The sequence below is a fragment of the Bacillus sp. 5RYD7K genome (genome assembly GCF_059831465.1).
Map to the genome: position 1 here is coordinate 3,479,318 of NZ_CP191200.1, position 13,809 is coordinate 3,493,126.

Consider the following 13,809-nt stretch of genomic DNA (forward strand, 5'->3'; position numbering starts at 1 on the left):
TTTTTAGACGGTTGATCGTTCAATAAGACGGTAATCAAAAATCTTCCTTGCCGGAGGCCCGCCGCTGATCCGATTCTTAAGCATGTGAAAAGCCTGCTTTCCCATTTCTTTCGTTTGTATATCTATTGTGGAAATACCTAACATCTTGCTGATATCATGATTGTCGATGCTCAAAATCGCCAGCTCTTCCGGAATGCGCGTCCCGTTTGCCTTGGCTTCAAGGTAAAGACCTGCGGATACTTGATCATTCGCCGCAAACAGCGCAGTCGGTTTGTCATCCCAGCTCTTCCATCTGTGAAAAAGGGCTTTCCCGTCAAGCAGCGTCAGCGCCTTTTCCACAACCAGCTCTTCCCTGTAAGGCCGGCCGATCTTCTTCAGCGCCTCTTTGTATGCGGCAATGCGGACTTGACTGTTTTTTCCCTTTTTTCTGGCCAGGCTGATCGCTATTTTTCGGTGTCCCTTTTCTATCAGATAATCCAGGCCGTGCCGAAATGCTTCCCCATGCGGATTACTGATTGAGGACAGCTCAGCCGCATCAGTGTGCTGGCAGAGGATAATCGGTTCTTTCACGGTAAGCAGCTGCTCATCGGAAATTGCTTTGGAGCAGATAATGAGGCCATCCACCTGGCGCTCCTGTAATTGCGATAAAGCAAAGCGTTCTCTTTGCTGCTGATAATCCGTCTGGTATAAAGAAAGATGCACGCCTGACGCTTCGGCAGCCTCGGCAATACCTGCGACAAGGTCTGCAAAATACGGAAGATTCACCGACGGCAGCACAACGCCGATCATATCGGAAAAGCCTTTGGATAAATGCACAGCATGGATGTTGCGCGTATAGCCGAGCGATTGTACCGCTTTTTTCACTCTTTCTCTTTTGTCTTCGCTTACATAAGGATGATCGTTTAATACTCTTGATACCGTTGTAACAGAAACCCCGGCAGCGCCGGCAATGTCTCTGATCGTAGCCATGGCGTCCCCCCTTTCTTTTTTTCCTTGATCTGGAATGCGTTTCATACAGTAAGCTAAAAACAAATACAGCCTATTCATTTGAAAGGAGAATAACAGTGATGGGGATTCTTTGCTTAATCGGTTTGTGTCTGGCCATACTCGGCGGCAGTTATCTTGCTATGCGGCCGCTGCGGGAAAAGCATGATATCAAACCATTTCAGCATTTTGATGACTTTTTCATTTAACAAGGTGATAAAAAAGGACGCTGCGTTCCAGAACCGTCCTTTTTTATCACAAAGCTTTCTATTATTTCAGGATCGTTAATTCTTTCGGATATTGCGTTAATGCTTCGGCGCCGTCTTTTGTGACAAACACATCATCTTCAATGCGCACGCCGCCTACATCCGGCACGTAAATCCCCGGTTCTATCGTGTACACCATACCTTCTTTGAGGAGCGTGTCGTTCGCGCTGCTCATTGATGGATATTCATGAACTGAAATCCCGAGTCCGTGGCCGAGGCGGTGGGGGAAATAGTCTCCGTATCCGGCTTTTTCAATAATGCCGCGGGCTTTTAAATCAAGATCGCCGATTCTTACACCGGGTTTGCTTAATTGAAGCGCCGCCTTTTCAGCTTTAAGCACCGTTTCGTAAATCTCTTCCTGTTTCGGGCTGATTGATTGGTATGCGAATGTTCTCGTAATGTCTGAGCAGTAGCCGTCAAGAATAACACCCAGATCAAACAGAACGAAATCGCCTTTTTTCAGACGGTCTGTACCCGGATTGCCATGAGGCTGGCCTGATTTTTCTCCGAACAGCACCATCGTTGAAAACGACATGCCCTGCACGCCTTTTTTCTTCAGCTCAAACTCAATCTGCGCCAGCACTTCAGTTTCACTCACGCCCTCTTTAAGCGCTGCGACACCGACTTCAACTCCGTAATCCGCAAGTTTTGCCGCTTCCCTGAGAATGCTGATTTCTTTCTCATCTTTTACGAGACGGAATTGGTTGAGCGTTTCTTCTGCCGAAGCGAACGCGGCGCCCCCTGAAGCATGCTTGAGTTGTTCTGAACGTGAAAGCGAGATCGAATCCTTTTCAACCGCGATGGAATCAAGGCGCACATTTCGTTTTGTGAGCTCGGCTTTGATCAGCTCCCACGGGTCTTCGTGATCACCGTAGCCGATAATTTCATGCTCCCACCCGGCACTGCGGGCTTGTCCTGCTTCCATTCCCGGACAGACGAAAAACGGCTCCTGTTCTTGAAACAGGAACAATCCCATTAACCGCTCATGCGGATCCGTATAAAAATCAGTTAAATAAAATACGTTTTCCTTTGTATGTATAAACGCAGCATCGTGTCCTTCTTTTTTCAGCCAATCTGAAACACGTTGTAATCTGTTCATTTTTGTTTTTCCTCCTTACCAAAGTGGCTCTTTATTCATTCTATCAGTTTTCCGGCGTTTATGCTGTGAACGAACATTTAACAAAACAGCCGCCCGATGTGCGGCTGTTTTGTTTATTTTAATAATCTGAGTCCGTTCAGTATGACCAGAATCGTGCTTCCTTCATGCCCGATAACGCCAAACGGCAGTTCCATCACCTGCAGGAAGTTGGCGCAGATCAACAGGCAGATGACCGAGAGCGAAAAAACGATGTTCTGCTTAATAATCCGGTTCATTTTCCGTGAGAGCCTGCACATTTTCACAAGCTTATGAAGATCATTTTTCATCAGGACCAAGTCAGCCGTCTCTAAAGCCACGTCCGTTCCCCCTCCCATCGCAATACCGACGTCAGCGGTTTTCAGAGCGGGCGCGTCATTAATGCCGTCTCCGACCATGGCGATTGTGCCGTACGTTTCTTTCAGTTTCTTCACTTCCTCTGCCTTTTGGTCAGGCAGACAATCGGCAACAACCGTCGTCATGCCAGCCTCTTTTGCGATGGCGGCCGCTGTTTCAGGCTGATCTCCGGTAAGCATGGCCGTTTTAATCCCGAGTGATTCAAGCTCAGCCATTACGGCTTTTGCTTCTGGCCGGATTTGATCCTTTAACGCAAAACAGCCCGCTATCCTGTCATCTTTCTTAACAAAAACCAGCGTACAGCCTTTATCTTTTAACTCATTTCCCGATGTGTTCAAAAAAGCGTCTGCATCCTCTTTCCCTGCAAATCCAGCTTTTCCGATCATCCATTTGGCGCCTTCTATATCGGCCTGAACACCGAACCCGGACGTCTCGTCAATCGATATATGGCCTGCAGGCACAGCGCCCCGGCTTTCGGCAAATTCAGCTATCGCCTTTGCAAGCGGGTGGCTTGATTGCTTTTCAATCGTATACACCGCTTGCATGATCTCATCCTCATTCACTTGTTCCGCCGCTTGGAATGCAGCAACTGCCGGCTGTCCCTTTGTGACCGTGCCGGTTTTGTCAAAAGCAATCATCCGGACGCTTCCCAGCTGCTCTAAAAACACACTTCCTTTAACCAACAATCCGTTGCGGGCTCCATTTGAAATAAGGGAAAGCGCAGCGGGCATAATGGAAGCGACAAGAGCGCACGGGGAGGCGACCACCATAAACACCATCGCCCGGTAAAAGGTTTCACTCCAGCTCCATCCTAAAGCAAAATGAGGAACGAATAAAAGCAAAGCCACGGCTAAAAGCACGCCTTTTACATAGACACTTTCGAAACGCTCAATAAATGCCTGAGCCGGTGACACGCTGTTTTGAGCCGATTCCACCAGCCGGATGATTTTTCTGAACAGAGACTGCTCATTTGTTTTCGTAACTCGGACCGTTAAAGAGCCGTTTCCGTTTACCGTTCCTGTAAACACAGAATCTCCGGCTGTTTTTTCCGCCGGCATCGATTCACCCGTCAGCGCCGATTCATCAAGACTCGTCGCGCCTGACTCGATGATCCCGTCGGCCGCTACGCGTTCGCCCGGCTTAATGACGATCATGTCGCCGATCATGAGTTCAGCGGCCGGCACCCGCTTTTCCTGTCCGTCTTTAAGCAGGGTCGCTTCCTCCGGCTCCAGTTTCATCAAGGAGGTTAAATCACGGCTGCTTTTATTCATCGTATACGTTTCCAGCGCGCCGCTTAACGAAAAAATAAAGATAAGAACAGCGCCTTCCGCCCAATACCCGATAAGGGCAGAGCCGACAGCCGCAAAAATCATCAGCAGTTCAACATTTAAAGCCTTCGTCTCCAGCGTATCTTCAATTCCTTCTTTCGCTTTTGCAAATCCGCCGATCACAAAGGCCAGGATATACAAAGTAACGGACAGGCCTTTTGCTTCGGTGAAAAACCAGGCCGCAAGAATAAGGGCGCCCGATACGAGAGCCGCAATGAGTTCCGCATGCTGGAGCCACTTTTTTCCGGACCGCTCTTCTTGAATCTGCTGTTGTGAATGGGTTTGAGTCACCACTTGTTCATTCATTATGAATTCTCCTCTCTAATTGAGAACGCAAATCATCTTCATTTCCCCGATAAAAGCAAAACTGCCGCCTTACAGGCAGCATTTTCATAGTAATATCGCGGTGTTTTTCTTTATTATAGCACGCCGGCGAAAGATTTCAATTATAATTGTTTTAATTTCTTTTTGATAATAATTATCATCAGCAACCCTTCAGCTGTTCATGATATGCAAAAAAGGTGCGGGAGGAAATCCTCCCGCACCTTTTTATTTCTCAGACCATTCTTTTAATTGTGAAGCGGTCATCGGACCGACGATTTTTTTTTCGATTTCTCCTTTTTCATTCAGCAGAAATGACGTGGGAATCGTCATGATCCCGTATTCCTTCATAAGCTCGCCCTTAGAGTCAAGAACAACCGGGAAAGTGAGATGGTGCTGATTGACAAAGTTTTGAACGGCCTCTTTGTTTCGCTCAGCATTCATGAGATTTACCGTTACAAGACTTACATCATCGGATTGATGCTGTTCATAATACGTTTGAAACTGAGGCAGTTCTTTTTTACACGGCGGACACCACGATGTCCAAAAATGCAAAATGGTTTTCTGCCCTTTATTCGGAACCGATATCTCGTCTCCTTCAATCGTCTTCATCAGAAACACGGCGGGAACTGCCTGTTTTTCTGATGAGGCTTTTGCTTCAAGCATCCAGAGAGAGGCAGCTATCAAAAGGACTGCGCATGCAATAAGACGGTTTTTATGCATAAGATCTTCCTTTCACGCGTTTCGGATAGCTTGCCCCTCCTTACTGAAATGTATCAGCCTTTTCAGCTCTCGATCCGGGGCGCTGTTCTTCCGCCGCCGGTCAGGAACACGGAGACACCGAGGTCTTTGCAGATCGTCGCGTAATGTAAACTTGTCAGAAGAATCATGCCGGTATTCATGCCAAGTATAATGCCGAGCATTTGCAGATTCGGCATAGAACCAAGCACATACATCATCGAAAGACCCACAATGCTGCTCCATACATTATGATAAAACGCCGTTTTCACATGACCGATGCCGATCAGACAGGCCTGAAGCGGCATCACAAACAGCTGAAAAAGAAAATACGGCCACAAAAGCTGCAAAAAATACTGCGCTTCCGGAGACTGAAAAAATAAATGGGTCAGCGGGCCGGCGAACTGAAACATGATCCAGACTGCCGGAATGCCATAGCCGAATGTAATAAAAATCGCTTGTCTCAGCCGTTTCAGTACAATGTCATATTGAGACAGCGCGTACGCTTCTGAAATGCTCGGAATCATGACAACCATCAGTGAATGAGCGATAAATGCGGGAAACGAACCGATCGTCACCGCTACACCGGCAAGCATGCCGTATTGATCAATCGCGGTTGCCCCGGCCGCCCCTGAGGCCAGCAGCGCTCCTTTTACTAAAAAAGGTTCAATGGCATTTGTCACCGCGTGAAAAATACGAAGTCCCGTTGTCGGAATGGATACCGCCAGAAGACGTTTCCGCACATCCTTGCCGCGCAGATGAATGTGCTGATGGCCGGAAAGCGTCCTCCTCGCCAAAATAAACTGCGTATACAAGTATACGAACACCACGACATCACTTGCGACCAGCACAAATAACGAAATGAGCACGGCCATATCAATTTCAAAAGAGTACCATTGAAAAAAGATAAACAGACAAAGCACTTGAATGATTTTTTTCAAAACATTCGCAACCGCGATTTTTCCCATCTGCTGCACACCCATAAAATAGCCTCTAGCGATGGATGTAAAAGCGACGACTGGGATCAGTCCGATGACAATCCCTTTAATAAAAGGGTGGTACGTATCGAATACAGGAATGAACGGCAGCGCGATACTTGCGGCAACGGTTGAAAACGCGGTAAATACGGCGGTCATTCTGAAGGCATGCCGGAGCATGCTTTCATGCAGCTTCTGATTGGATTCCGCGATGAATTTTGAGATGGAGATCGGAAGCTCCAGACTGGCGATCACGATAATGAGAAAAATGGTGGGCAGAATGCTCATGTAAAGCCCCATCCCATGCTCGCCAAGCTCCCGCGCCAGTATCATATTCACGACAAATTCCAGACATTCAGCGAAAAAGGCGGCGATGGATAAAAGAATGATCCCTTTCACAAATCGATTCATGGTGTCTCTCCTTGTCTCTCGTTCTTTCATCATCATATGAGACAAGTTCTGAAAATATTTTCGATTTCTTAAAATTGAAAAAAGCATAGCCGGGATATTTGGTCCCGCTATGCTTACATAGCAAATACGTGTCTGCCGATCCGTTCGATAATTTTTCGGGAACGGATCCAATGGTCAGAAGCTGTTTTCGGATTGTAGAAAAACAATGCGCTCGTTTCTCTGCCCGGATGGTTAAGCGCCTCATTTGCGGCGGCGATGGAATCCTTATCCGGCTTTTGATTAATGCTTCCGTTTGCTACCGGTTCAAATGCATTCCTTTGATAAATCACACCCCGAATGGTATCCGGGAAGCCTTTCTTTTCAGTCCGGTTCAGCACGACGCTGGCTACCGCGACCTTTCCTTTATAAGACTCACCCTTCGCTTCTGCGTGCACGAGACGTGACAGAAGTTCCCTGTCAGCGGGGGAATACGTCTTTTTCGGCGGCTGATAAGCCGTTTTCTCCGGTTTGGCTTTCTGTTCAAGATGAGATGACAGCTTTATCAGATGGACCGAATGCTTATGATCCGTATTTGAAAGCTTCGGAACCGAGCTTTTTTTATTTAAATCAGCAACCAGTGTGCTGGATTCTTGCTTTGGCTTCTTCGCTAAAGTAAACAGAGCTTCTGTATGTTCAATTTTTGTTGCAGGCATAAAACATAGAAAAAAGACAGCCAAGGCAGCAAATTTTGTCGTCATACGCTTTCCTCCTTAAATACTTCACTACCTTAACAAGAGCAGTGCGCAAATTCACGGTTAAAGATTTTCCAGCACTCCCAATCAGCTTTTATGATGGAAGAAGTTCGTTAACGGCCTTATTATTGGCAGAAAAACGGCCGCCATTTTCACAACATTAACCAAATTGCAGTAAAAGTATCCATCGGAGGGATTTTACATTTTGTTTACATCTGTTACAGGCAGATGAAATGAGCAGCGAAAACAAAAAAGACTCCTCATATGCGAGGAGCCGTCAGCTTCTTGGCTGTTCTAAATACTGGAAAACAACATCTCCGCCCTGCTGTGCAATACCGCGGAAATGCTTAAAATCTTCCTGCTTCGATAAAACTGCTCGAAATGCAAGAAAATGTTCTTTCTGCACCCTGAATTCTTTGATTTCACCGGTGCGTATTTGGTTGATACGTTCTGATATTTCTTCAGGCAGCAACGAACACAGCCTCCTTTTCTCGGCTTTTTCCCGAAAATCAATATACCATCTTTCCCCCGCCGGGACAATGATTGAGCAGGCCGATACCCATATCGCTTTACTTCTTAAAGAAAATACTGCAAAATATTTTCAAACAGGATTTATGATAAAGGAGAGGAAGCTCGTGAAAATTGCTAAGGTTGGAAACGTCATTGAATTTAAAAACGGATTAACCGGTGTTGTTGAAAAGGTAAATGAAAACTCCGTCATCGTTGATGTAACCATCATGGATAATTATCGTGATCTTGAATTAGATTCCCTCACTGTCGTCAACCATAAAAATTATAAAATCATCAGAGACTCCTATTAACCCCCACCAAACAATCCGAACCATTTACATATCCCGCACAAAAGCTGCCGCCCGGCAGCTTTTTCAAATGTTTCAGATTTCCGTCATTTCAACGAAAAAATCTCCGGTCTCATCTTTATTGTAAAGATTTGTGATGGATGTATGGTAGTTGGTTATTTTGCCGCGGAATTCAAGACCCCGATCGGGCGCCTTAATTTCAAATGTTTTTTCATACAAAAGGACGGCAATGTCATGATACGTTTCAGAGGTCACCTTCAATATAAATGAGATGACGCGGCCGTTTTTGCCCGCACTTTCTTTACAGTCATACATTTCAAGCCTTACACCGTTTAACTCTAACGGCTCCATGACAAACACTCCTTCTTTTTACAGGACATGCTATCATGCTGATCATTCATTTACAATTGATCCGCTCCGGATAAGAAAAAAACGGCGCAGGTCTTTACAAACATACGTTCCCTATTTTATAATGAAACAGACGAGCTGCCATCCAGCACCCGTCACGTAATGAAGCGGCGAGTACACTCCCCCCGGGTTTACTCGTCTTTTTCTTTTCTCCAGATGATTTCTTTTTTTATTATACAAGTTCCCGATTACGTCGGCGCACCACAGACGAAAAATACCCCCGCTTAGAAGCGGGGGTATTTAGTCTGCGCCGGGAACATTAACGGTTGTCAATCGTCTCCGGATACATATCATGATTCATCATCCGATGTTCAGCCATTTTTTCATATTTTGTTCCCGGTCTGCCGTAGTTTGTATACGGGTCAATGGAGATTCCGCCTCTTGGCGTAAATTTGCCCCATACTTCAATGTAGCGGGGGTCCATTAATTCGATCAAGTCATTCATGATGATGTTCATGCAGTCCTCGTGGAAGTCTCCGTGGTTGCGGAAGCTGAAAAGATACAGCTTTAACGATTTGCTTTCCACCATTTTTTCGTCCGGAATATAGCTGATGTAGATGGTTGCAAAATCCGGCTGTCCCGTTTTCGGGCAAAGCGACGTAAATTCCGGGCAGTTGAATTTAACGAAATAATCACGGTTCACGTGTTTATTCGGGAATGATTCCAAAACCTCCGGCGCATATTCAAATAAATAGTTTGTCCCTTGATTCCCCAGGAGTGTAACTCCTTCTAATTCTGATTCTTTTCTTGTCATGTAAATTCTCCCTTTCTATTAAACTCCCCGTTTATTTCCCCAAAGCAATGTATGAAGCTGAGGCAGGACTCTGACGAGATTCAGATCCGAATCGGCAGAAACCTTATCAACGAGTTTTTCATATTTTTCGAGCAGATGCGTAATTAATGCCCGGTCATCCGTCGTATGGACATTATCGTTTCCGACCTGAAGATAAAACGGGATATTCGGATACCGCTTATGCACGGTTTTCGCGAATTGCAGATCTTCATCATTAAAAATGACGACCTTTAAGCTGACTGCGCTAAGCCTTTCAGCCGCATCAAGCGAAGATACGATGTGATCGATCTTTGCAAAGTCGGTTGTCATCCCTGAACTCGGCGGCTTAGGTGAAATCGTCAGGTCGTTAATCATTGTGAACCAATCCTGATAGACCGTTCCCTGCGTTTCTAAAGCGGCGCGCACACCATGTTCTTTCAGCAGCAGAATCAGCGCGTCAAGCTGCTTTAACAGCGCCGGGTTTCCTCCTGAGATGGTAACATGGGAAAAGGCGTCTCCGCCGATTTCTCTCAGCTCGCGGTAAATGTCTTCCGCCGTCATCCAGCGGATATCTTTTTTGGCTGAGCCGTCCCATGTAAAGGCGGAGTCGCACCAGCTGCAGGAGTAGTCGCAGCCTGCCGTGCGGACGAACATGGTTTTCTGGCCGATGACCATGCCCTCTCCTTGTATCGTCGGTCCGAAAATTTCTAAAACCGGGATTCCTTTAGCCATTCAAATCACCTTTTTTCGGGCGGTATACGCAATAGCTTGTCGGGGTTTCCCTGACAAAAACCTGGACGCAGACCGGCTGATTCTCCAGTGTTTCGAGGTAGGACTGAACTTTATCGTAAATCGTTTTGGCTACGACTTCGGTTGTCGGCAGCGAATATCTGTCATCATCAGAAAATTCATCATGGTCATTCAGCAATGTATGATCGTAAGCGCCGTGCACCAATTTCTTCAGCACGCTGAAATTCACGAGAAAGCCTGAATCATCCAGTTCATCCCCTGCAACTGTAATATTTACTGTATACGTGTGGCCGTGGACTCTGCTGCACGCTCCGGCACTTTCACGGGGAATAAAGTGCGCTGCTGAAATGTGCATGTCCTTATTCAGCTCAAACGAATAAGGATGCTGAACCTGCGGGTAAATTTGAGAAAGCAATTAGTTCCGCTCCCCTTTCATTTTCATATATTCATCATATCCTTTATTGCGAAGCAGACATGCCGGGCATTCTCCGCATCCGTCCGCAATGATGCCGTTATAGCAAGTCAATGTGCTATTCTTTACAAAATCAAGCGCGCCGAGCTCATCAGCAAGTTTCCATGTTTCCGCTTTGTTCAGCCACATAAGCGGCGTATGAATGACGAACGGCTTTTCCATCGCCAAGTTGACGGTGACATTGCAGGACTTGACAAACTCGTCCCGGCAGTCCGGGTAGCCGCTGAAATCAGTTTCGCATACACCGGTGATGATGTGGCGTGCGCCGATTTGATATGCAAGAATCGATGCAAAGGATAAAAATACGAGGTTGCGCCCCGGCACAAATGTTGTCGGCAGTTCCCCGTCCTTCGCTTCAATTTCGATATCATCCCGTGTCAGCGCGTTTGGCGCAAGCTGGTTTAAAAGAGACATATCAAGCAGATGATTTTTGACACCGAGCTTTTCGGCAATCGATTTAGCTACATCAATTTCTTCTTGATGACGCTGATTGTAATGGAATGTAACGGTTTCTACTTCTTCAAAGTTTTGCAAAGCCCATAATAAACACGTCGTGCTGTCTTGGCCTCCGCTGAACACTACAACCGCTTTTTCTTTTTTCATGTCTTTCTCTCCCTTATCTATCATTCAATAAAAAAAGCGCCTTTCTCGGAGAAGGCGCCCTAAAAAACATAAAAAAAACCGTATCCAAGGATACAGCTCGTCCTTAGTTTTTTATAGAGGGTGTAGCTAGAACCTCTCCCGCATCAGTACGGATTTTCTTCTTTTTTTCACTTTTGCTATCATACCATAATGCCGTTTCCCCTGACAATAAAAAAAACAGCCTGAAACTTGTGTCAGGCTGCAAAGACCGATTTAAGCCCGGCTTTTCTTTTTCGGAAATGCCACCAGTGCAATCCCGATCAGCACAAATAAGGCAGGCCAGAAAACAGAAACCGGGATGATCGGCTGATACATCAGCGTAAAGCATAGCGCGGTCAAGGTCAGAACCGCAACCGGAATGAGCAGCGCCTTTTGTTTCCCGCCGAACAGCCACAGTTCAAATAAACCGAATGCCGCCGCCAACAGGTAAACAGGCCATGTCACACCGGAATAGGCCCAATGGGTCGCCGTTTCAAAAACAAACAAGATCCCCGTAACCAATAAAATGCCGCCCGGTACAAGAAGTCCTGCGTTTTTGACCGGTTTCGGACCGAAAATCGGCATGTGAAAAGCGGCTGCAAGCAAAAGAATGAGCGCGGGCCAGCCGCGTTCGCTGATGACTTCATTTACATTGGTGAATATGCCGAAAATCCCCATTGCGCAAAGAACCGCAGCAGCAGCCAACAGCCCCCTTTGCTTTCTGCCGAACAGCCAGGCTTCAAACAGGCCGAACGCGACGGCAAAGAGGTAGACAGGCGATGTCATATTTGCGTATGTCCAGTCTGTCAGCGTTTCAAACCATAATAACCCGCCGATCACAAGCAATGTTCCGCCCGGAATGAGAAGGCCCGTTCTTTTTTTCGGCTGCATGAAGGCAGCGGCGTGAAACAGAAGCGCTACTGCAATGATCAAAAGCGGCCACAGCCCTGTCAACAGCATACCGGCAAAGCATAGGGCACCCGTCCCTGCCAAAATCAAAGCAGGAATCAATACGCCGATCTTTCTCCCGCCGAAATACCACAGTTCAAACAGACCGAGAGCAGGCGCCCATATATAAACAGGCCACGTCACGCCTGAATACGCCCATCCTGTTGCCGTCTCAAAACAAAACAGGCAGCCCAGCACAAGAAAAAGACCGCCGGGAACGAGCAGTCCCGTCTGTTCAGGCGTTTTTTTCGAAAAAACAAATCCGGCGTGAAACCCCGCGGACATTATAATAAAAAGAAACGGCCACGCCGAACCGGCGGAAATATGTATAGCCCCCGCCTTCTGTAAAAAAAACGCAATGCCGATACAGATAAAAATAAATCCCAATAATACACGTCGCTCTTTCATCTCTTACTCCTCCCCATCATTTCCCAATTCATTATACAGAAGTGACAGGAAAAAAGAAGGGGAATTCCCAAAAAATACAGACGTTTTCCTTATTTACGTTGTTTTTCTTTCGGGACTTTTTTGCAAACCAATGCGCCGATAAAGGCCAGACTCACATATCCAAACACCGGATAAACGGTGGAAATCAGCTGTCCGTAGCCGATTTGACTGACAATAAACGCAAACACCAAAATGCCGCCGTATATATATGTACTTTTTGTATGAAGAAAACTGTTTAATTGTTTTTCCAATCCATATAAATTGCCGATAACCGACGTAAACACTTCCCCGAAAATAATAAACAAATAGATGATATGAAGCGAGCGCGAATACAAATACACTACTTGAGCCATCGGAATGTCAAACTCCAGCACATCCGGCAGCACCGATAATGATAAGAAGCTCGCGGCAAGCACCAGTGTCAAAAGAGCGCCGCCTAAATAAGCCCCCCTTCTGATCACTTTCTCTGATGACATTTCATTCGCAAGCGGCACAAGAACAGCTTGGGCGAGTGATAAATTTAACGCGCCGTAAGAGACGGCGGACAAAACCCAATTCCACTTGTCAGGCCATACCCATTCGTCCGCATTTCTCGCACTTGTAAATACAAAAGAATCAGCGGCAACGATAAAAGAGAAGGAAATTAAAAGCGGCACAACCAATACATTGACGCCGAACACACCTTTTACGCCGCTTGTCATGACGGCAAAACTCAGGACGATCGTCAGAAGGATCCCCGCTTGTGCAGGCCAGCCAAGCTGTTCATGAAACAGCGCTCCCGCTCCGGACAGCATGACGGAGGTCACTCCCAGCAAGATAAACATCATAAATATGTTCACGGCGCGTCCGATGGACCGGCCGAATAAATATGTGTTCAATTCCTGATAAGATGATGCATGAATCCGTTTGGATATAATCATGATTTTGGCGCCTAAATAGATAAACATCAGGCCGCTTACCATAATACCGAACAGACCGATCCAGCCAAACCTCAGAAAAAATTCAACGATTTCCCGTCCCGTGGCAAAACCGGCTCCTACAACCGTTCCTACGTATACGAATGCAAGCTGACTTGCAGAACCTTTTCTTTGTCCCATTTCACCCTCCGGCTAAGCGCAGATTTGTCCAGGCCTTTTTATCAGCATATGAGACAAGTCGCCTGAAAAGAAGAACAAATCATCCTTCCCCAAAAACGAATTCAGCTCTCCCCTTTAAGCAAAAATATTGAAAGAAAAAAAGGACCGGCGTATACTCTTCATCAAGAAAGGTCAAACATTTCAAATGCCGCTTCTCATGCTGTAAACTTTGATTTTTCACGGTTTAAA

16 protein-coding genes and 1 riboswitch are annotated in these 13,809 nt (G+C 46.4%); of the genes, 2 read left to right on the forward strand and 14 right to left on the reverse strand.

Features of this window, described 5'->3' with window-relative positions:
* Positions 1-3 precede the first annotated feature (3 nt).
* Complete coding sequence (locus ACQE26_RS16855; RefSeq protein WP_500470111.1) at positions 4-969, reverse strand: LacI family DNA-binding transcriptional regulator; 966 nt, start codon at positions 967-969, stop codon at positions 4-6.
* A gap of 98 nt (positions 970-1,067) precedes the next feature.
* Here ACQE26_RS16855 and ACQE26_RS16860 point away from each other — a divergent pair, with 98 nt between their 5' ends.
* Positions 1,068-1,193, forward strand: a complete 126-nt coding sequence (locus ACQE26_RS16860) for a hypothetical protein (RefSeq protein WP_016936325.1) — start codon at positions 1,068-1,070, stop codon at positions 1,191-1,193.
* A 61-nt stretch (positions 1,194-1,254) separates the two neighbouring features.
* On the opposite strand, the gene ACQE26_RS16865 is transcribed toward ACQE26_RS16860, so the two are convergent.
* The 6 genes from ACQE26_RS16865 to ykzS all read right to left on the reverse strand — a co-directional run bounded on the left by ACQE26_RS16865 (position 1,255) and on the right by ykzS (position 7,720).
* Positions 1,255-2,349 (reverse strand): M24 family metallopeptidase, encoded by a 1,095-nt coding sequence (locus tag ACQE26_RS16865; RefSeq protein ID WP_016936326.1) that lies wholly within the window; start codon positions 2,347-2,349, stop codon positions 1,255-1,257.
* Between the two features lie 113 nt (positions 2,350-2,462).
* Complete coding sequence (locus tag ACQE26_RS16870; protein WP_500470112.1) at positions 2,463-4,376, reverse strand: heavy metal translocating P-type ATPase; 1,914 nt, start codon at positions 4,374-4,376, stop codon at positions 2,463-2,465.
* A gap of 243 nt (positions 4,377-4,619) precedes the next feature.
* Positions 4,620-5,114: an endospore biogenesis thiol-disulfide oxidoreductase StoA gene (gene stoA / locus ACQE26_RS16875; protein ID WP_500470113.1), complete on the reverse strand. Its 495-nt coding sequence runs from the start codon at positions 5,112-5,114 to the stop codon at positions 4,620-4,622.
* A gap of 62 nt (positions 5,115-5,176) precedes the next feature.
* Positions 5,177-6,517 (reverse strand): polysaccharide biosynthesis protein, encoded by a 1,341-nt coding sequence (locus ACQE26_RS16880; protein ID WP_500470114.1) that lies wholly within the window; start codon positions 6,515-6,517, stop codon positions 5,177-5,179.
* A 113-nt stretch (positions 6,518-6,630) separates the two neighbouring features.
* Positions 6,631-7,254, reverse strand: coding sequence for a cell wall hydrolase (locus tag ACQE26_RS16885; RefSeq protein ID WP_500470115.1), 624 nt, complete (start codon positions 7,252-7,254; stop codon positions 6,631-6,633).
* Between the two features lie 271 nt (positions 7,255-7,525).
* A complete protein-coding gene (gene ykzS / locus ACQE26_RS16890) occupies positions 7,526-7,720 on the reverse strand; it encodes a protein YkzS (protein WP_060962936.1) in 195 nt (64 codons plus the stop codon).
* Positions 7,721-7,883: 163 nt separating this feature from the next.
* Between ykzS and ACQE26_RS16895 the strand changes: the two genes are divergently transcribed.
* Positions 7,884-8,069: a YkvS family protein gene (locus ACQE26_RS16895; RefSeq protein WP_003232446.1), complete on the forward strand. Its 186-nt coding sequence runs from the start codon at positions 7,884-7,886 to the stop codon at positions 8,067-8,069.
* Positions 8,070-8,141: 72 nt separating this feature from the next.
* On the opposite strand, the gene ACQE26_RS16900 is transcribed toward ACQE26_RS16895, so the two are convergent.
* The 7 genes from ACQE26_RS16900 to ACQE26_RS16930 all read right to left on the reverse strand — a co-directional run bounded on the left by ACQE26_RS16900 (position 8,142) and on the right by ACQE26_RS16930 (position 13,581).
* Positions 8,142-8,417: a DUF3219 family protein gene (locus tag ACQE26_RS16900; RefSeq protein WP_045926888.1), complete on the reverse strand. Its 276-nt coding sequence runs from the start codon at positions 8,415-8,417 to the stop codon at positions 8,142-8,144.
* A gap of 316 nt (positions 8,418-8,733) precedes the next feature.
* Positions 8,734-9,228, reverse strand: a complete 495-nt coding sequence (gene queF / locus ACQE26_RS16905; protein ID WP_003154673.1) for a preQ(1) synthase — start codon at positions 9,226-9,228, stop codon at positions 8,734-8,736.
* 18 nt (positions 9,229-9,246) lie between these two features.
* A complete protein-coding gene (queE, locus tag ACQE26_RS16910; RefSeq protein WP_500470116.1) occupies positions 9,247-9,978 on the reverse strand; it encodes a 7-carboxy-7-deazaguanine synthase QueE in 732 nt (243 codons plus the stop codon).
* A complete protein-coding gene (queD, locus tag ACQE26_RS16915) occupies positions 9,971-10,411 on the reverse strand; it encodes a 6-carboxytetrahydropterin synthase QueD (RefSeq protein WP_016936345.1) in 441 nt (146 codons plus the stop codon). The genes queE and queD overlap by 8 nt, the downstream gene beginning before the upstream one ends.
* Positions 10,412-11,071 carry a 7-cyano-7-deazaguanine synthase QueC gene (gene queC / locus ACQE26_RS16920; protein WP_473946536.1) on the reverse strand — a complete coding sequence of 220 codons (660 nt, stop codon included), beginning with the start codon at positions 11,069-11,071 and terminating at the stop codon, positions 10,412-10,414.
* Positions 11,072-11,168: 97 nt separating this feature from the next.
* Positions 11,169-11,213, reverse strand: a riboswitch (PreQ1 riboswitch).
* Positions 11,214-11,323: 110 nt separating this feature from the next.
* Positions 11,324-12,445 carry a hypothetical protein gene (locus ACQE26_RS16925; RefSeq protein ID WP_500470117.1) on the reverse strand — a complete coding sequence of 374 codons (1,122 nt, stop codon included), beginning with the start codon at positions 12,443-12,445 and terminating at the stop codon, positions 11,324-11,326.
* A gap of 89 nt (positions 12,446-12,534) precedes the next feature.
* On the reverse strand, positions 12,535-13,581 hold the full coding sequence (locus ACQE26_RS16930; protein ID WP_500470118.1) for a YkvI family membrane protein: 1,047 nt from the start codon (positions 13,579-13,581) through the stop codon (positions 12,535-12,537).
* Positions 13,582-13,809 lie beyond the last annotated feature (228 nt).